At 40.0% G+C, this 20,618-nt stretch carries 15 protein-coding genes and 1 riboswitch; all 15 genes read left to right on the forward strand.

Features of this window, described 5'->3' with window-relative positions; all coding sequences use genetic code 11:
• The first annotated feature begins 115 nt into the window (after positions 1-115).
• The 15 genes from PGY05_RS14715 to era all read left to right on the forward strand — a co-directional run bounded on the left by PGY05_RS14715 (position 116) and on the right by era (position 20,569).
• Positions 116-1,027, forward strand: coding sequence for an ABC transporter ATP-binding protein (locus PGY05_RS14715; RefSeq protein ID WP_270476224.1), 912 nt, complete (start codon positions 116-118; stop codon positions 1,025-1,027).
• Positions 1,027-1,929, forward strand: coding sequence for an ABC transporter permease (locus PGY05_RS14720; RefSeq protein ID WP_270476225.1), 903 nt, complete (start codon positions 1,027-1,029; stop codon positions 1,927-1,929). The genes PGY05_RS14715 and PGY05_RS14720 overlap by 1 nt, the downstream gene beginning before the upstream one ends.
• Before the next feature lie 55 nt (positions 1,930-1,984).
• On the forward strand, positions 1,985-2,335 hold the full coding sequence (locus tag PGY05_RS14725; protein ID WP_270476226.1) for a hypothetical protein: 351 nt from the start codon (positions 1,985-1,987) through the stop codon (positions 2,333-2,335).
• A gap of 9 nt (positions 2,336-2,344) precedes the next feature.
• Entirely contained in the window at positions 2,345-2,959 is a 615-nt protein-coding gene (locus tag PGY05_RS14730; RefSeq protein ID WP_270476227.1) for a TetR/AcrR family transcriptional regulator, read from the forward strand.
• 332 nt (positions 2,960-3,291) lie between these two features.
• A complete protein-coding gene (locus PGY05_RS14735) occupies positions 3,292-3,561 on the forward strand; it encodes a hypothetical protein (RefSeq protein WP_270476228.1) in 270 nt (89 codons plus the stop codon).
• A 193-nt stretch (positions 3,562-3,754) separates the two neighbouring features.
• Entirely contained in the window at positions 3,755-4,408 is a 654-nt protein-coding gene (locus PGY05_RS14740; RefSeq protein ID WP_195487960.1) for a response regulator transcription factor, read from the forward strand.
• Position 4,409: 1 nt separating this feature from the next.
• The gene (locus PGY05_RS14745) at positions 4,410-5,330 is read left to right on the forward strand and encodes a sensor histidine kinase (protein ID WP_243272527.1); all 921 of its coding nucleotides are present in this window, start codon (positions 4,410-4,412) and stop codon (positions 5,328-5,330) included.
• 101 nt (positions 5,331-5,431) lie between these two features.
• Entirely contained in the window at positions 5,432-6,115 is a 684-nt protein-coding gene (locus PGY05_RS14750) for an ABC transporter ATP-binding protein (protein ID WP_270476229.1), read from the forward strand.
• Positions 6,116-6,126: 11 nt separating this feature from the next.
• Complete coding sequence (locus PGY05_RS14755) at positions 6,127-8,868, forward strand: ABC transporter permease (protein WP_270476230.1); 2,742 nt, start codon at positions 6,127-6,129, stop codon at positions 8,866-8,868.
• A gap of 165 nt (positions 8,869-9,033) precedes the next feature.
• Positions 9,034-9,369, forward strand: a complete 336-nt coding sequence (locus PGY05_RS14760) for a hypothetical protein (protein WP_270476231.1) — start codon at positions 9,034-9,036, stop codon at positions 9,367-9,369.
• Between the two features lie 131 nt (positions 9,370-9,500).
• A complete protein-coding gene (ychF, locus tag PGY05_RS14765; RefSeq protein ID WP_022220674.1) occupies positions 9,501-10,601 on the forward strand; it encodes a redox-regulated ATPase YchF in 1,101 nt (366 codons plus the stop codon).
• A gap of 264 nt (positions 10,602-10,865) precedes the next feature.
• Entirely contained in the window at positions 10,866-14,405 is a 3,540-nt protein-coding gene (gene nifJ, locus PGY05_RS14770) for a pyruvate:ferredoxin (flavodoxin) oxidoreductase (protein ID WP_270476232.1), read from the forward strand.
• Between the two features lie 178 nt (positions 14,406-14,583).
• Positions 14,584-14,751, forward strand: a riboswitch (Lysine riboswitch).
• Positions 14,752-14,857: 106 nt separating this feature from the next.
• The gene (locus tag PGY05_RS14775) at positions 14,858-16,465 is read left to right on the forward strand and encodes a Na+/H+ antiporter NhaC family protein (RefSeq protein ID WP_442872499.1); all 1,608 of its coding nucleotides are present in this window, start codon (positions 14,858-14,860) and stop codon (positions 16,463-16,465) included.
• A 271-nt stretch (positions 16,466-16,736) separates the two neighbouring features.
• A complete protein-coding gene (locus PGY05_RS14780; protein ID WP_270476233.1) occupies positions 16,737-19,661 on the forward strand; it encodes an insulinase family protein in 2,925 nt (974 codons plus the stop codon).
• Positions 19,662-19,672: 11 nt separating this feature from the next.
• Positions 19,673-20,569: a GTPase Era gene (gene era / locus PGY05_RS14785; protein ID WP_055157460.1), complete on the forward strand. Its 897-nt coding sequence runs from the start codon at positions 19,673-19,675 to the stop codon at positions 20,567-20,569.
• The last annotated feature ends 49 nt before the right edge of the window (positions 20,570-20,618 follow it).

Raw genomic sequence — 20,618 nt, forward strand, 5'->3', positions numbered from 1 at the left:
GGGCATGGACAATTTTTGCATTTATATTACTTTTTAATATATGGATTTTATTTTAAAAGATAAATCCAACATATGCTGCAGCATTTAAGGAAAAATGAAAATATAAGGAGAAGATATGGAATCAGATATCATTAAAATCAGCCACTTGAATAAAAGCTTTGGCGAAGTAAAAGCGGTCAATGATTTGAGCTTTCGTGTGAAAAAAGGAGAATTGTTTGCATTTCTAGGAGTAAACGGTGCAGGGAAAAGTACAACCATTTCTATTCTTTGTGGACTGCTGAAAAAAGACAGTGGAACGGTTCAGGTAAACGGAATAGAAACTGACAAAGCCGGCGCACAGACAAAAAGGATGCTTGGTGTTGTATTTCAGGATAGCGTACTTGATAAACCACTTACGGTGAAAGAGAATCTAATGAGCAGAGCTGCTTTGTACGGCATTACAGGAAATGCCTTTGATAAGAGATTACAGGAGCTGGTCGAGATTTTGGATTTTGACGAGTTTTTAAACAGACCTGTAGGTAAGCTGTCGGGAGGTCAGAGAAGGAGGATTGATATTGCCCGTGCATTATTGCATAGACCGGAAATTTTGATTCTTGACGAGCCTACAACAGGGCTTGATCCACAGACAAGGCAATTAATCTGGAATGTTATCGAGAAGCTACAGAAAAATGAAAATATGACAGTATTTCTAACCACCCATTATATGGAAGAGGCTGCTAATGCCGGGTATGTTGTGATTCTCGACAAAGGAAGTATCGCAGCGGAAGGTACACCGTTTGAACTTAAAAATGATTATGTACAGGATATAGTATCTGTTTATGGTGTTTCCGAAGATGAAATAAAGTCATTGAACAGAGAATATAAAAAAATACGTGACGGATATCAGATAAAAGTAAGAAATACGAAGGAAGCTACGGAGCTTATTGTAGAACATCAGGACCTATTCAGGGATTATGAAGTAGTAAAAGGCGGAATGGATGATGTATTTCTTGCAGTCACAGGAAAAAAGCTTGGAGGTGAACGCTGATGAGAACAGTATTGGCATTAATGAACAGGAACAGGAAACTGTTTTTTAAAGATAAAGGGATGTTGTTTACATCAATGATCACCCCTGTCATTCTGATTGTTCTGTATGCTACGTTTCTTGCAAAAGTTTTCAGAGATTCTTTTACAGCAGCGATTCCGGATATGATCACGATTTCGGATAAGCTCATTAATGGAACTGTGGCAGCACAACTGACAGCATCACTTATGGCAGTGAGCTGTATCACTGTAACATTTTGTGTGAATCTGACTATGGTGCAGGACAAGGCAAATGGAACATGGAAGGATTTTAATGTTTCGCCTGTCAGCAAGGGAAAAATATATTTGGGATATTTTCTGTCAACAGTAGCTAATTCATTGATGGTCAATGGACTTGCGTTTGTATTATGTCTGGGATATCTGCTTAAAATGGGATGGTATCTGAATGCAGTAGATGTATTATGGGTTTTATTTGATATGATATTGCTCGTCCTGTTTGGAAGTACGCTTTCAAGTATCATTAGCTTTCCGTTGACAACACAGGGACAGCTTTCGGCTGTAGGTACAATTGTCAGCGCAGGATATGGTTTTATATGTGGTGCTTATATGCCGATTTCAAATTTTGGATCAGGTCTTCAGAAGGCACTGTCTTATCTTCCGAGTACATATGCCACTTCATTGATTAAGAATCATATGCTTCACGGAGTATTCATGGAGATGGAGAGAAAACATTATCCGGATGAGATGGTTGAAGCGATAAGAGCCACTCTTGATTGCAATCCGGTATTTCATGGAAATGTAGTAGGTGTAAATCAGATGATCGGTATTATGCTGGGAAGTATAGCTGTATTCGGAATTATTTATTATTTTGTTACATTGCTGCCAGAGGGGGAAGGCAGACGATAGAAAATATTATTTTCGGCGGGTAAACAAAGCCTTTTTCATTTCACCAATCGTTGATATGGAAAAGGTGATTCTTGACATGATGAGATGGGCGGATATAACGGAAGAAAAGTTACGTGAAAAACAGTTGATAATTACAGGATTTGGAGAAACATTGTCTTGGGAATATTTGTGTTATGTGCGTAATCATCCGGTCAATTGGTCGGTTCCGACTTGTATATTATATGGAGATAAAGATAATCTGACATCACAGGAGACTATCCATAAGTTTGCCAATGATGTCGATGCAGAACTAACAATAATGCAAAACGGTATGTTATTTTTTCAAGATGCAGGGAGAAAGAAAACACTAATTTATAATTTACTTGACAAGTTACCAAAAGGTAACTTAATAACAGATTTAAATTAGGAGATAGACATGGAAAGCAAAGAAAAGAACACAAAGGAAAAAATATTGGAAGAAGCTTTGAAGTTATTTGCACAGAGTGGATATATGGGAACATCCATGAATGATATTGCTTCAAAACTTGGAGTAACCAAGGCTGCATTGTATAAGCATTATAAAAGCAAGCAGGAGATATTGGACAGTATTATTGAAAAAATGAATGAATTGGATATTGAGAGAGTAAAGCAGTATGAAATGCCGGAGGGTGATCTGAAAAAGGTTACAGCCGAGTATAAAGAAACGGCATTTGATAAGATTAAGCAGTTTACAAAGGTGCAGTTTCTTCATTGGACGGAGGAAGAATTTTCAAGCTGTTTTCGTAAGATGTTGACATTGGAACAGTACAGGGAGCCACAGATGGAACAGCTATATCAGAATTATCTTGCAAGCGGACCATTAACTTATATGGAAGCTTTGTTTTCAGGAATGCTGGGCGATGAAGGAAAAGCCAGACAGACAGCACTTGATTTTTATGGACCTATTTTTTTGCTTTATAGTATATATGATGGAGCAGAAGACAAAAGTCAAGTGATAAAGTTACTGGAAGAGCATATGGATCATTTCTTACAGGAAATGCAGATAAGTTGAAAGGGTGAAATGATTTGAACGATGAATCAGAGCATCAGGAATGGATTGTAGCGTTACAGTTTTGCACTGCGTCGTTTATATGGAGGAGGAAAAAAGGATGAAACTTATTGCACCAATAGCAAAGTAACAGCATATGCGTGAGATATGGTTTCATGTGATGTCTGGTGGAGTGATGCTAAAGATTGTAGTTATGGAGATCGCAAGAATTACACAGATGTTTTAGGAGCTTTTATGAGAGTAGAGACTGAAAAAATGTATCTTTATCCTTTAAGTATGGAAATGCATTATCTCAGGCTCAAAAGGAAATTAGTTTACATGCTCGTAGTAAATATATGGCTTATCCGGCATTTCATGATTTTGTAGCACTTCTATTTGTTTATAATGACCTTTTAAAGGAGGCTGCTAACCGTAATATGCGTGATAAAACAATGGATGAATTGTACCATTTTTTCTGTGAAAAAGGTGGAAGAGTTTTGAAGTACAAAGAGTATTTTGAAAAAAATCAGGTTATTGCTGAAGCGTATAGATTCATTAGTGGAGTAATACAATATATTAAGAAGCAAAATAATAATCCAAAACATAAAAGGTACTTGAAAATTTAGTAGAAAACATATTGACTTTGTGAATGAAATTGGGTAATATATGCACATAGAACAAAAACTTTCGAAGTTTTTATCAGAAATGGTGCTTGCACCAAGTCTGGGTTTGAAAAAAGTCCGTTACAATATGCAGAGGTGTTATGTATATTGTAATGGGCTTTTTTGTATTATATTCTAGAAAAATCAGGAGGTGTGTATGGTAATAGGAATTATAGAAGATGACACTTTGTTGAGAAAAGCTTTGGATACATCTATGCAAAATAAAGGTTATACAACGATTCTTGCTGGTTCAAGAAAAGAAGCAATTAAAAATATAGATAGATCTGTAGATTTGTTGATTGTAGATATTGGATTACCGGATGGAGATGGAATAAATCTATATCAAGAGCTTCAAAAAAATGGAAAAATTCCAGCTATTTTTTTAACCGCAAAAGATGATGAAAAAGATATGTTAAAAGCGTTTGATATAGGAGCAGATGATTATGTGGTCAAACCATTTTCAATAAAGGTATTGTTAAAACGTATGGAAGTTGTTTTGAAGAGAAAATCAAATGAAAATGTTTTTATGTGCGGACAGGTTATCTTGTATTCGGATAGAAAACAGGTTTTTGTAGGAAAAACAGAAATATCGTTAACACTCAAAGAGTATCAGCTTTTGGAATATTTTATTATGAACCAGAATCAGGTTCTTACAAAAGAGATGATAATGGAAAATATATGGGGAATTGATAGTGAATTCATTGATCCTAACACAATTAGCGTTATGATTAGCAGATTGAAAAAGAAATTAAATGAATCATCGAAAGTTATCAGTAATGTATTTGGAATGGGATATAGAATGGGAGATTAGCATGGCTGTAGCAATTTTCACAGTATTTTTAGTAGGTTTCATACTCGGAGGAAGCACTGTATATTTAGTTGAAAATCATTTTAGAACAAAGGAAATGAACAAAATATATAAACTGACCGAATCTTTAATAAATGGCAATGACTTAGATGATTCTGATATAGGGAAGGAAACGCTTTATTCTAAAACAGCCAATCAGTTAATCCGTTTACAGGAAATGTTAGAAGGAAGAAGAAAAGAGGCCGAAAAAAGTCAATATGAGATACAAAAATTGATTTCTGAGATTGCGCATCAACTAAGGACACCGCTGGCGAATATAAAAAATTATACAGAATTGCTGCAAGAGTCATTGGATGAAACGCAAGAAGTATTGAATACAGAATACATGAAAGACTTGCGAACGAGTGAAGAACAATTATGTTTTTTAGTGGAAAGCTTTATAAAAACTGCTCGATTAGAGCAAGGAATCATACAAGTTCACATGCAAAAAGAAAATCTTGTCGAAACAATTCTAAATGCATTAGGGCAAATACAAAAAAAGGCAGAAGATAAAGGTATCTTTTTTCAAGTAGAATTGCCGGAGAAAATCATTTGCGAACATGATAAAAACTGGATGTGTGAGGCGTTTTATAATGTGTTTGATAATGCAGTCAAATATAGCAAAAGCAACAGTACGATCGATATCACAATGAAACAAACGGAAATGTTTTATAAAATTCAGATAAGAGATTATGGAATCGGGATAAAAGACGGAGAAGAAAACAAAATTTTTCAAAGATTTTATCGAGGTGAACAGGCAAGAGGGCAGGAAGGATGCGGAATTGGTTTATACCTTTCCAGAGAGATTGTCTTATTACAAAAAGGGATGATGAAAGCAAAACAAATGAAGCCAGGGCTGCTTATAGAAGTGAATCTTCCGGTATAGACAGTTCATATGCAGCTTGTAAGAAGTTTGTAAGAGGTACCATGTATAATAGATTATGGCTGAGTTAAAGGTAGCATTTACGAAAGGAGTTTACAGAAAAGATGGATATAATCAAAGCCATGAATCTAAAAAAATATTATACATCCGATACATATGAAGTGCGTGCCTTAGATGGTGTGGCATTAACGGTGGAAGAGGGTGAATTTATAGTGGTTGTTGGTACGTCCGGATGTGGAAAGACAACACTTATGAACATGTTAGGAGGTCTTGACATTCCGGATTTTGGAGGTGTCTGGATCAGAAATACAAGTTTAAAAGATCTTAACAAGGAAGAAAGAACAATATTCAGAAGAAGAAATATCGGATTTGTATTCCAACAATACAATTTAATTCCTTCGCTTAGTATACGCGAAAACATAGTTCTTCCGATGCGACTTGACGGTAAGGAAATCGATATAGATTTCTTTAATGAAATTGTAGAAATACTTGGATTAAAAGATAAATTAGAACGTTTTCCATCAACACTGTCCGGTGGACAGCAACAGAGAGTTTCTATAGCACGGGCATTGTTGACGAAACCGGCAATTGTCCTGGCGGATGAACCGACCGGAAATCTGGATTCTGTTACAAGTATGGAAGTCGTAGGATTACTAAAATCCTGTGCTGCAAGATTTCATCAGACGACATTGATCGTGACGCATCAAGAAGAGGTCGCACAGATGGCAGACAGAGTAATACGTATGTCTGATGGAAAAATCTATACAAGAGATTGTAACGATTGTTAGGAGGGATTACTATGCTTCACAAGAACATTCCGAATAACAATAAAGACATAATCCGATTCCTGGCTAAAAATTTGGCAGGCACCAAAAAGGTGAGAAATACGATTCTATTTTGCTCGATTGTAATCGGCATTGTTGCTATTACCATGGTATTCGGAATCTCCTTTGGAAAAATACAGGCAGAAGAAATAAGATTAATCAGAGAAAATGGAACTGCTTCTTCGGGGAGAATAGAAGATGGAACAGAAGAACAATATGCAAAATTAAAACAACTGGATTATATAAAACAAGTTGGAAAAAGTATTTTTGTAGGTGAAGCTACAGAAGTTTCGGAGAACAATGCAAAAACGATATGTGATATAGTCTGGGCTGACTCAGAAAGCTGGAACAATTTTTGGAGACCGGCATATACCAATGTGATTGGAAGCTACCCACAGAAAAAGGATGAAATTCTATTATCTGAGCGGGCATTGAAAAAACTTGGTATCTCTGAACCGGAACAGGGAATGGAAATAAACTTAGATGTATACAAAGGTGTGTTCGAACATTCGAAAGAAAAATTCGAATTGTGTGGCTGGTATACAGACTCTGGAAATGAATTAGCAATCGGATATATTTCACATGACAAAATTAAAGAGTTGAAACTGGAAAAGGGTCCTTATACTTTACTTTTCAGTCAGAGTGATCATTTAAACAGGAGTAAAACAGAGGAAAAATTATATCAGACATTGCCGATGAAGAGTGCAGATCAGAAGATATACGTTTCTGATACAGCACAATATACTGCTGTTTCTAAATTCGCAGGTGGATATGAGATGGTGATATTGGGAACAATAGGAATTTTGTGTGGAATATATTTCCTTGTACGCAATGTCCTTTGGATATCCATGAGCGAAGATGTTCAAAATCTCGGACTGCTCCACACAATCGGAGCCACAGAAAGACAGATTACAAAAATATACCGGAAACAAATGAGGTCACTCATGTTAAAAGGTTCTGTCTTGGGAAGTTTGATCTCTGCACTGATTTTAGTCTTATTAATACCGGAACTATTAGGTTTCCATTTTTATCAGGAAATGGGAGGGAATACAATACTTTCCTTTTTCAGACCGTGGATTCTTTTGCTTTCTGTTGTATTTGTAAATGGAATTTTGTGGATAGCATCGGAAGGCGTTATTAGAAAAATAACGAAGCTGTCTTGTATTGAGAGTGCTGCTTATAACGAAAATACAGTTGCCAGAAAAACAAAACACTCTGGGAAAATAGTGCACAGACGTTCTGAAACAGAAGAAATGTTCTATATTGCATGGGGAAATATAACACGACAGAAAGCACGATTTATCATTACAAGTCTTTCTATATTTTTAGGTGTCCTATCCTTTATTCTAATGAATGTACTTACAAATGGATGTGATTATAAGCATCTTCTTGAGAAACGTCCTGATTTTTTGCTGGCAGGAGAGTTTAGCGAATTTGGGAAAAGCCAGGGGTGTGGGGAAGAATATAAAACAAGAGAAATCGATGTGGATCCTTTGCTGACGCAGGGAGATGGTGTGGAACTGTTGTATGATAACGATTATGATGAATTTTCACCAATTTCTCAAGAGTTGGAGAAAAAATTACACAAGATAGATGGTATCGATTGGGAAAAATCTAATTTGATCGAAGGAGCTTATGTAACTACAGTTATGTCCAGAAAGGGAATCCGTCCTTATGACGAAGGGCTTTCGAATCTTACAGATGACAATATGGTGGAAGGATTCAGTTGGGATACTGTGCAGATTTTAAATGACAATCAAATCTTGTTGCTTGAGAAATACGTTCAGGATAATCAACTCAATATTGATTTGAAATCTTTGGAAGAAGGAAATGGAGTGTTGCTCATACATGATCATATGCTGACCCCGGAACAGCAAAAACTTGCAGATGAAGCAATTGGCGAACCGGTATACTTTAAAACTTTGCTTTCAAGGGAAGATGCGATTCGTAGAAAAGAACAAAGTAATTCTGAAAATAAAGAGAAACAACAGGAAGACGAATTCCCTCAAAAAGAATCGGAAACATTTACTCTATGTGGTTATTTAGACAGGCAAAGTGATGATTTCCCGGAAATACATCAATCCTGGCATGGAGAGGGCAGCTTATATTATTTTATCAGTGAGCAAGGCTTTCAAAAGATACCGACTGAGAAAAAGATATTAACAATGGAATTAACTGCCGACTCGGAAAAAGAACCTTATGTGAAAACACAAATCAGCGAGCTGGTCTCCGAGGAAAATAAAAAACGATCCGAAATGACAGAAGTATCAATGGATGAAGGAACCGGCGAAGCAGGAGTTTTTGTTGTCTGTAAATCAGACCTGATGCAGCAAAAAGAAACATATATGAGAGGAAATCGAATTCTCTTAGGTGCTGTAAGTATCATATTATTCATTGCGGGATTGACCAATTATTGTAACGTTGTATTCACTGGGATGTACTCCAGGCGAAAAGAATTAGATATTATGAAAAGTATCGGAATGACGGATAAGCAGATGAAATTAATGCTTTTTGGAGAAGGTAGTTATTATTTTATGTGTGTGGTGGGAATGTTGTTTACAGTAGGAGTGGCAGTTGTGTTTGGAGTAAAAATTTATATGGAAAATAAATTGTCATATTTTACATTTTATTGGCCAATTCATATTACTGTAGGTGTAATATTATCTTTATTGCTTATTAATGTTGCGGTTACACATTTTATATGCAAGAAGAGATAGAAGAGACATGGTGACTATTTAGGATCTATGTTAAGCTTTGAAATGAAATTCTTGTGAACTTTACCCTGTTACAGTTGTTTTTTACGCTATTATCTGAAAGACATATAAATATATAGGCTTGAATGGTGAAAGTTCCCATTTGGGCCTATTATCGCGTGAATTAATATGTTACAACCAGAGCAAGATCCACCCGTGTATTACAGTATTGTCATTTTGACAATTTTGTATTACTTACGAGTAGCAGACTTGATGGGGATTACGTCTCCATACCCACGTGAAAATATAATTGCAGGCAATTACATTTTAGCAGATATGCGGGCATATCTGAATAAGCGTCATAGACAACAAAATAAGGAAATTTTGATAAGGCATTCACCCGGAATGGGTGAGTGTTTTGGGTTTTCAGGTATTCAAATAACCAAAAAAATTTTCATCAAGAACGATCTGTCATTGGCGGCAGGCGCAACAAATTTCTTAGAGAAAATTAAGTTTTACAAATAAGGTTGCTTACAAGTGTAAAGAAAACAGAAACTTAAATATTCACAAAGAGAAAAGGCTATGGTATAATACAGAGTACTGAATTTAGATAATTATACTGAAAATCAAAGGATTTATAGGAGGAAATATACAAAATGAAATTAGGAATCGTAGGATTACCGAATGTAGGAAAAAGTACTTTATTCAATTCACTGACAAAAGCAGGAGCAGAATCAGCCAACTACCCATTCTGTACCATTGATCCAAATGTGGGCGTTGTTACTGTACCGGATGAACGTCTGAATGTGCTTGGTGAGATGTATCACACCAAAAAGATCATCCCGGCAGCGATTGAGTTTGTAGATATCGCAGGTCTTGTAAAAGGTGCATCCAAAGGAGAAGGTCTTGGAAACCAGTTTCTTGCAAATATCCGTGAGGTTGATGCAATTGTTCATGTAGTACGTTGTTTCGAGGACAGCAATATTGTCCATGTAGACGGAAGTATCGATCCGCTGCGTGACATTGAGACGATCAACCTGGAGCTGATCTTTTCAGACCTTGAGATCCTGGAAAGAAGAATTTCCAAAGCAGTCAGAGCAGCAAGAAATGACAAGACGATCGCAAAAGAGCTGGCACTGATGGAAAGAATTAAAGCACATCTGGAAGATGGAAAGATGGCAAAGAGCTTTGATGATATCAATGACGAAGATGAACAGCAGTGGCTGGAAAGCTACAATCTTCTGACCTACAAGCCAGTCATTTTCGCTGCAAATGTGGCAGAAGATGATCTTGCAGATGATGGTGCAAGTAATGCGGGAGTACAGGCAGTCCGTGAGTATGCAAAAAGAGAGGACTGCGAAGTATTCGTTGTATGTGCGGAAATTGAGCAGGAGATCGCGGAACTTGATGATGATGAAAAGAGCATGTTCCTGGAAGAACTGGGACTTAAGGAATCTGGCCTTGAAAAGCTGATCAAGGCAAGCTACAGCCTTCTCGGACTGATCAGTTACCTGACAGCAGGAGAACCGGAAGTCCGTGCATGGACGATCAAAAAAGGAACGAAAGCACCACAGGCAGCAGGAAAGATCCATTCTGATTTTGAAAGAGGATTCATCCGCGCTGAAATCGTATCCTATGATGACTTGATGGCATGTGGCACTTATAACGCTGCAAAAGAAAAAGGTCTGGTAAGACTGGAAGGTAAGGACTATGTTGTACAGGACGGAGATATTATCCTGTTCAGATTCAACGTATAATAGTCGTTAATAAAGTAATTGATAATGTGTGGTGAGAGGCGGACAGATGTCCGTCTCTTTTATAATATAAGATAGTTAAAACTTACTGCAGTTTGCATAAAACAACCCTGTGAAATACAGGGTTTGTACGTCAAAAGGAACAATCAGAACAGTAAAATGACTGGACTTTTCATATATGAACAGCTATAATAATATCGAACGAAAGTGTAGAAAAATTTTAACACAAGTAAAAGTTTTGACACAATCTAAGGAGGAACAAAGAAAATGGCAAGATCAATGAAGACCATGGATGGTAACCATGCAGCTGCTCATGCTTCTTATGCTTATACAGAAGTTGCTGCTATTTACCCGATCACACCTTCATCTGTAATGGCTGAAGCCACAGACGAATGGGCAACACAAGGAAGAAAGAATATTTTTGGTCAGACTGTTCAGGTAACAGAAATGCAGTCTGAAGCAGGTGCAGCAGGTACTGTACACGGCTCACTGTCAGCAGGTGCGCTTACTACTACTTACACAGCTTCCCAGGGCTTACTTCTTATGATTCCTAACTTATATAAAATTGCTGGTGAACAGCTTCCGGGTGTATTCAACGTATCTGCCCGTGCAGTAGCTTCACACGCTCTTAATATTTTTGGTGATCATTCAGATGTTTACGCCTGTCGTCAGACTGGATGCGCAATGCTCTGTGAATCCAGCGTACAGGAAGTTATGGACCTGACACCGGTTGCACATTGTGCAGCACTGAAAGGTAAAATTCCTTTCATTAACTTCTTCGATGGTTTCCGTACATCACACGAAATCCAGAAGATCGAAACATGGGATTACGAAGATCTGGAAGATCTCGTAGATAAGGATGCAATCAAGGAATTCCGTGCACATGCACTGAACCCGAACCATCCATGTGAAAGAGGATCAGCTCAGAACCCGGATACATTCTTCCAGGCTCGTGAAGCATGTAACCCATACTACGATGCTATGCCGGCAATCGTACAGGAATACATGGACAAAGTTAACGCTAAGATCGGAACAAACTACAAACTGTTCAACTACCATGGTGCAGAAGACGCTGAAAGCGTAATCATCGCTATGGGATCTGTTTGTGACACAATCGATGAAACAATCGATTACTTACTTGCTCAGGGCAAGAAGGTTGGTGTTGTTAAAGTTCGTCTTTACAGACCATTCTGCGCACAGGCACTTGTAGATGTAATTCCGGATTCTGTTAAGTACATCAACGTTCTTGACAGAACAAAAGAACCAGGATCTCTTGGAGAACCTCTGTACCTTGATGTTGTTGCAGCTCTTAAAGGAACTAAATTCGACGCTGTTAAGATCAACTCAGGACGTTACGGACTTGGTTCTAAAGATACAACACCGGCTCAGGTTGTTGCTGTATTCGAGAACGAAGCAAAACCTAAATTCACAATCGGTATCGTTGATGATGTAACAGGACTTTCTCTTGAAGTTGGTGCTCCACTGGTTACAACACCAGAAGGAACAATCAACTGTAAGTTCTGGGGACTTGGAGCTGACGGAACAGTCGGAGCTAACAAGAACTCTATCAAGATCATCGGTGATAACACAGATATGTATGCACAGGCTTACTTTGATTATGATTCAAAGAAATCCGGTGGTGTTACAATGTCTCACCTCCGTTTCGGTAAGAAACCGATCAAATCTACTTACCTGATTCATAAAGCAAACTTTGTTGCATGCCACAACCCGTCATACATCAACAAATACAACATGGTTCAGGAACTTGTAGATGGTGGTACATTCCTTCTTAACTGCCCATGGACAGCAGAAGAACTTGACAAACATCTTCCAGGACAGGTTAAAGCATTCATCGCCAACCATGACATCAAATTCTATACAATCGATGGTATCAAGATCGGTAAAGAAATCGGACTTGGCGGACGTATCAATACAGTTCTTCAGTCTGCATTCTTCAAACTGGCTAACATCATTCCGGAAGAAGAAGCTATCGACCTTATGAAGAAAGCTGCAAAGGCTACATACGGTAAGAAAGGTGATAAGATCGTACAGATGAACTACGATGCTATCGATGCCGGAGCTAAGCAGGTTAACGCAATCGAAGTACCGGAAAGCTGGAAGAACTGCGAAGACGAAGGTCTGTTCACACCAGAAGTTAAGGGTGGAAGAGAAGATGCAGTAGCATTCGTTAAGAACATTCAGTCTAAGGTTAATGCTCAGGAAGGTAACACACTGCCTGTATCTGCATTCAAAGATTATGTAGATGGATCTACACCGTCAGGAACAGCTGCTTACGAAAAACGTGGTATCGCAGTAGATATCCCGATCTGGCAGTCAGAAACATGTATCCAGTGTAACCGTTGTGCATATGTATGTCCGCACGCTGCAATCCGTCCGGTAGCTCTTACAGAAGAAGAACTTGCAAAAGCACCAGAAGGACTGAAAGCAATCGACATGATCGGTATGCCGGGAATGAAGTTCACAATGACTGTATCAGCTTATGACTGTACAGGATGTGGCTCTTGTGCAAATGTCTGCCCAGGTAAGAAGGGTGAAAAAGCTCTTGTTATGGGTAACATGGAAGAGAACGCTGGAGAACAGGTATACTTTGACTTTGGTACAGAAATCGAAGTAAAACCGGAAGTTGTTGCTAAATTTAAAGAAAATACAGTAAAAGGATCTCAGTTCAAACAGCCACTGCTTGAGTTCTCAGGAGCTTGTGCCGGATGTGGAGAGACTCCATACGCTAAACTTATCACACAGTTATTCGGTGACAGAATGTACATCGCTAATGCAACAGGATGTTCATCTATCTGGGGTAACTCATCTCCGTCTACACCTTACACAGTAAACGCTAAGGGACAGGGACCGGCTTGGTCTAACTCACTGTTCGAAGATGCTGCTGAGTTTGGTTACGGTATGTTACTTGCTCAGAAAGCAATCAGAGAAGGTCTGAAAGCGAAAGTTGAAGAAGTTGCTGCATCAGATAAAGCCAGCGAAGAAGCAAAAGCTGCTTGCAACGAATGGCTTGAAACATACGGATGTGGAGCTACTAACGGAACAGCTACAGACAAACTTGTTGCTGCATTAGAAGGATGCGACTGCCCGACATGCAAAGATATCGTTGAAAAGAAAGACTTCCTCGCTAAGAAATCTCAGTGGATCTTCGGTGGTGACGGATGGGCTTACGATATCGGATTCGGTGGTGTTGACCACGTACTTGCAAGTGGAAAAGACATCAACGTAATGGTATTCGATACAGAAGTTTACTCTAATACAGGTGGACAGTCTTCTAAGTCTACTAAGACTGGTGCTATTGCTCAGTTCGCAGCAGGCGGAAAAGAAACTAAGAAGAAAGACCTTGCTTCTATCGCAATGAGCTATGGTTACGTATACGTTGCACAGATCGCTATGGGTGCTGACTTCAACCAGACTGTAAAAGCTATCGCAGAAGCTGAAGCATATCCGGGACCATCCCTGATCATCGCTTACGCTCCATGTATCAACCATGGTATCAAGAAAGGCATGAGCAAAGCTCAGACAGAAGAACAGCTTGCAGTTGAATGTGGATACTGGAACAACTTCCGTTTCAATCCGGCAGCTGAAGGATCTAAGTTCACTCTTGACAGCAAAGCACCAGACCTTGCTGGATACGAAGAGTTCCTTAACGGAGAAGTTCGTTACAACGCTCTTGCTAGATTCAATCCTGAAAAGGCTAAAGTTCTGTTTGCTAAGAACGAAGAAGAAGCAAAAGCTAGATATGCATATCTGCAGAAACTCGTTACACTGTACGGTTCTGAAGAATAAGATTGACTTGAATAGGGAGTCAGGGACGAAAGTCTCTGGCTCCTTTTGTCGTTGCACATTCAAAAGTCTGGGAGTGGTATGTGGTGGAAAGGGACTGGAAATTTATGTATAAATAGCAATTATCTCTTGCAAAAATGAAAATTTTATAGTATGGTTGATAAAGAAAATGATGAATATTCAGCTTGATAGAGGCGCGGGATTTATCAGTACCTTCTGAAAGATGCGGCAGGGAAGCCGACAGAAGAGAAAGGAAATACCGCCGAAGGAGCCGGAATCCCAACCCCGGTTTCTGGGACGATGCAGAAGATGCAGCGTACTGTCACACATGTGGAGCGCTATCGGAAGAACATTTAAGGAAGACTATACATGCCATGAATGCGTTTTGACGGTGCAAGCGTTATTCATGGCATTTTTATGTTTTAAAATAGGAGGTTTTTTAATTGAGAGAAAAAATGAAAAAGTTAAGCAGTCTGTTCGCAGCTATAATGATCTGCGTAATGGCAAGTCCCCTTGTCGCTTTTGCAGCAGACGCGGAGGAGTATGTACCGAAGATGTACGCCAGCATCTGGTCACTGGTTCCACCGGTGGTTGCGATCGCACTGGCACTGATCACAAAAGAAGTGTACAGCTCGTTATTTGTAGGGATTTTAGTGGGTGGAATGTTTTATTCCGGATTTTCCTTTGAAGGAACCATCACCCATATTTTTCAGGAAGGGATCGTAGGTGTTCTTTCTGACAGCTATAATGTGGGAATCCTGATTTTTCTGGTTATCTTAGGAACCATGGTCTGCCTGATGAATAAGGCAGGAGGATCTACCGCATTCGGTGAATGGGCAAGTTCCCATATCAAGAGCCGTGTCGGTGCACAGCTTGCAACAATCGTTCTTGGTGTGCTGATATTTATCGATGACTATTTTAACTGTCTGACAGTCGGAAGCGTGATGCGTCCGGTAACGGATGCGCAGAATGTTTCCAGAGCAAAGCTTGCGTATCTGATCGATGCGACAGCAGCTCCGGTATGTATCATTGCACCGATTTCATCCTGGGCAGCAGCCGTTACCGGTTTTGTAGAAGGTGAAGATGGATTTTCGATATTTATCCGTGCAATTCCATATAACTTCTATGCAATCCTTACCATCGTGATGATGATTGCAATGGTTATGATGAAGGTTGAGTATGGTCCGATGAAGCTTCATGAAGATAATGCGAAAAAAGGTGATATTTACACCACACCGGACAGACCGTATGCAAATGCGGAGGAAGAGACAGTGGATAACTGTAAAGGAAAAGTAATGGATCTTTTGATCCCGATTATTTCACTGATCATCTGCTGTGTGATCGGAATGATCTACACCGGTGGGTTCTTTGACGGAGTCGGTTTTGTAGAAGCATTTTCAGGAAGTGATGCTTCCCAGGGACTGGTGTACGGAAGTTTCTTTGCTTTTGTGATCACAATCGTGCTGTATCTGGTAAGACGTGTGCTGAAATTCGATGAATGTATGGCATGTCTCCCGGATGGATTTAAGGCGATGGTTCCGGCAATCCTGATTCTTGTTTTTGCATGGACACTGAAATCTATGACAGACAGTCTTGGGGCGGCGGAATATGTAGCAGGTATTGTAGCCGGAAGTGCGGAAGGTATGGTAAATCTTCTTCCGGCAATCATCTTCCTTGTGGGATGCTTCCTTGCATTTGCAACTGGTACAAGCTGGGGAACATTCGGAATCCTGATCCCGATCGTGGTACATGCATTTGAAGGAAAGAATGAGACGATGATGATCATTGCCATCTCCGCATGTATGGCTGGAGCAGTTTGTGGTGACCACTGTTCACCTATTTCGGATACAACGATCATGGCATCTGCCGGTGCACAGTGCAATCATATTAATCATGTCAATACACAGCTCCCATATGCGGCAGGCTGCGCAGTGATCTCTTTTATCACTTATATTGTTGCCGGATTTGTACAGAGTGCATGGATCGCACTTCCGGCAGGAATCATCATGATGCTTGTATTTGTGACATTCATGAAATTTTCACAGAAGAAAGAAGCAGAATAGAGAAAATGAGGAATGGCTTTCGTAGCTGTTCCTTATTTTATTTACGCGAGCAACGAGTCAAAGTGCGTGCTTGCACGAGACCTTGGCGACTGCCGCGATAACTTGAGAAACACGCGGAGCGTGTTTCTCGTAGTTGGCGGAAAAGTCATATTGAACTGGGGAGGTATAGCGGATTATGAAAAACAATTCCCACCAAGACCTTGTATCAAATCAAAGAAATGTGTACAATGTTATTTATGAGACTAACTACAGAACTTGGAGGAAATCATATATGGATTTAACAAAGCTTACAGCATATGAGATCATTGAGCACAGACCTCTTCCGGATCTGAAATCGGAAGGAGCGCTTTTAAGACATAAAAAGAGCGGTGCGAGGGTGCTTCTGATCTCCAATGATGATGAAAATAAAGTATTTAATATCGGATTCCGCACACCGACAACGAACAGTACCGGAGTGCCACATATCATGGAACATACTGTTCTGTGTGGCTCGGAAAAGTTTCCGACCAAGGATCCGTTTGTGGAACTGGTAAAAGGATCTTTGAACACCTTTTTGAATGCGATGACTTATCCGGACAAGACGGTATATCCGGTTGCAAGCTGTAATGAAAAGGATTTTCAGAATCTGATGGACGTGTATATGGACGCAGTTCTGCATCCGAATATTTATAAATACGAAGAGATCTTCCGGCAGGAGGGATGGAATTATCACCTGGAGGAAGCAGATGGGGAGCTTTCTTATAACGGAGTTGTTTATAATGAGATGAAGGGAGCTTTTTCTTCACCGGATGGTGTTCTGGACCGTATGATCCTGAATTCTCTTTTCCCGGATACGACCTATGCAAATGAGTCCGGCGGAGATCCGGATGTGATCCCGGAACTGACTTATGAAGAATATCTGAATTTCCACAGAACCTATTATCATCCGTCCAACAGTTATATTTACCTCTATGGAAATATGGATATGGAAGAGAAATTAAATTGGCTGGATCAGGAATATCTGTCTGCTTACGATAGAAAAGAAGTAGATTCTGAGATCCATTTGCAGAAGCCGTTTGAGCAAATGCATGATATCACAAAGCCGTATTCGATCGCAAGTAATGAATCGACAGAAGATAACACCTATCTTTCCTACAATAAGGTCATTGGGACTTCTCTGGATGAAAAGCTGTATCTGGCATTCCAGATCCTGGATTATGCACTGCTTTCTGCACCGGGAGCACCAATTACAAAAGCACTTCTGGAAGCAGGAATCGGAAAAGATATCAGCGGGTCGTATGACAGCAGCACCTATCAGCCGATCTTCTCCATTGTGGCAAAGAATGCCAATGAAGAGCAGAAAGCAGAATTTGTAAAAGTGATCGAAGATACATTGAAGGCTATCGTAGAAAACGGAATGGACAAAAAGGCACTGGAAGCGGGAATCAATTACCATGAATTCCGTTACCGTGAAGCAGACTTCGGAGGCTATCCAAAGGGACTGATGTACGGTCTGCAGATATTTGACAGCTGGCTTTATGATGAGACAAAGCCGTTTATCCATGTGGAGGCACTGGACACCTTTGCGTTCTTAAAAGAACAGATCAATACCGGGTATTTTGAAAAACTGATTCAGACATATCTTTTGGATAACCAGCATGGAGCACTGGTCACGATTGTGCCGGAACCGGGACGTACAGCCAGACTGGATGCGGAGTTAAAAGAAAAACTGCAGGTATATAAAGAAAGCCTTAGCAGGGGAGAAATCGAAAAGCTGGTTGCAGATACAAAGCATTTACAGGAGTATCAGGAAGAACCGTCAAGTCAGGAGGATTTGGAGAAGATACCGATGCTGACAAGAGCGGATATTTCCCGCGAGATCGCACCGATTTATAATGAAGAGATGAAGATTGCAGATATCCCGACGGTATTCCATGAGATTGAGACGAACGGGATCGGTTATCTGGATCTGATGTTTGACCTTTCGGATGTGCCGGAAAAGGATCTCCCGATGGTGGGGCTTCTGCAGGCAGTTCTCGGAATCATTGACACTGAGCATTATGAATATGGAGAACTTTTTAATGAAATCAACAGACACACCGGAGGAATCGGAACTTCACTGGAGCTTTACCCGGATGTGACGAAAGTAAAAGAAAAAGAATTCAAGGCAACTTTTGAAATCAAAGGGAAAGCACTTTATGGACAGATTCCATTTGCCATCCGTATGATGAAAGAGATTCTGACAGCATCGAAACTGGATGATGAAAAACGTCTGAAAGAGATTCTTTCTATGACAAAGACCAGATTACAGGATCGTTTCCTGTCTGCAGGACATTCTGCAGCAGCACTCCGGGCAATGTCTTATAAGTCACCGATTTCAAAATTCAAAGATACGACGAATGGAATAGAATATTACCAGAATATCCGTGAGATGGAAGAACATTTTGATGAGAAAAAAGAAGAAATCATCAGCGGATTGAAGGCTTTGTCGGAATTGCTTTTCAGAAAAGGCAATGTGATGATCAGTTACACAGCCTCAAGAGAGGGACTTGCCGTTTTGGAAGAGGAGATCGGAAGCTTAAAAGAAGCTCTTTATCTGGAGAGAACGCCAGAGAGCCGATGCATCCTGCACTGTGAAAAGAAGAATGAAGGATTTAAAACTTCTTCTAAAGTACAGTTTGCGGCAAAGGCAGGCAACTTTATCGACGCAGGGGAGGAATATAACGGGGCACTGCAGATCCTGAAAGTGATCATGAGTTATGAATACCTCTGGATCAATATCCGCGTAAAAGGTGGTGCGTATGGCTGCATGAGTAACTTCAACCGCATTGGTGAGGGATATTTTGTATCTTACCGTGACCCGAATCTTGGAAGAACCCTGGAAATCTACGACGGAGTTCCGGAATATCTGGAGAACTTCTCGGTCAGCGAACGCGATATGACAAAATATATTATCGGAACGATCAGCAACATTGATCAGCCGATGACTCCGGCAACCAAGGGAGACCGTTCCATGAACCTTTATATGAATCATGTCAGTGCAGAGATGATCAGAAAAGAAAGAGAACAGATCCTTACAGCAAACCAGGAGGATATCCGCGCACTTGCAGGTGTGGCACGTGCAGTGCTTGCAAATGATCAGATCTGTGTGATCGGAAATGAAGCAAAGATAGAAGAAGAAAAAGAATTATTTATGACAGTTGAGAATTTATTTTAGAAGGAGAATGCATGAGAGCAGATTTTAAATCAGGATTTGTAACGTTGATCGGCAGACCGAATGTGGGAAAATCCACCCTTATGAACTATCTGATCGGTCAGAAGATCGCTATTACATCGAATAAACCACAGACCACAAGAAACCGGATCCAGACGGTGCTTACGACCGAGGAAGGACAGATCGTATTTGTCGATACACCGGGAATCCACAAGGCAAAGAACAAGCTTGGCACCTACATGGTAAATGTGGCAGAGCGTACCTTAAATGAAGTGGATGTGGTGCTGTGGCTGGTTGAGCCAAGTACCTTTATCGGAGCCGGAGAGCAGCACATTGTGCAGCAGCTTGGGAAGGTGACAACACCTGTCGTGCTGGTCATTAACAAGGCAGATACCGTGAAGAAGGAAGATATTCTTCCTTGTATCGCAAAATACAATGAAGTATACCAGTTTGCAGATATCGTTCCGGTATCTGCGAGAACCGGTGAAAATACAGACGAGCTTTTAAAGGTCATCATGAAATATCTTCCGTATGGACCGCAGTTTTATGATGAAGATACCATTACCGACCAGCCGGAAAGGCAGATCGTGGCAGAGCTGATCCGTGAGAAAGCACTGCACTGCCTGAATGAGGAGATTCCACATGGAATTGCGGTATCAATCGAGAAGATGAAAGCACGCAAAAAAGTGATGGATATTGAGGCAACGATCATCTGTGAACGTGATTCACATAAAGGAATCATCATTGGAAAGCAGGGATCCATGCTGAAAAAGATCGGCAGTACGGCGCGATATGAGATCGAGCAGATGCTCGAATGTAAGGTAAATCTCCAGCTTTGGGTAAAAGTAAAGAAAGACTGGAGAGACAGCGATTTCCTGATCAAAAACTTTGGATACCGAGAAGACGAGTAAAAAATGTCAAGGTGTTTCTCTGAAAAACAGTTGGCAGATATTACGCAGT

This window comes from Coprococcus sp. AF51-11b1, from assembly GCF_027682785.1.
GTDB lineage: Bacteria > Bacillota > Clostridia > Lachnospirales > Lachnospiraceae > Allocoprococcus > Allocoprococcus comes.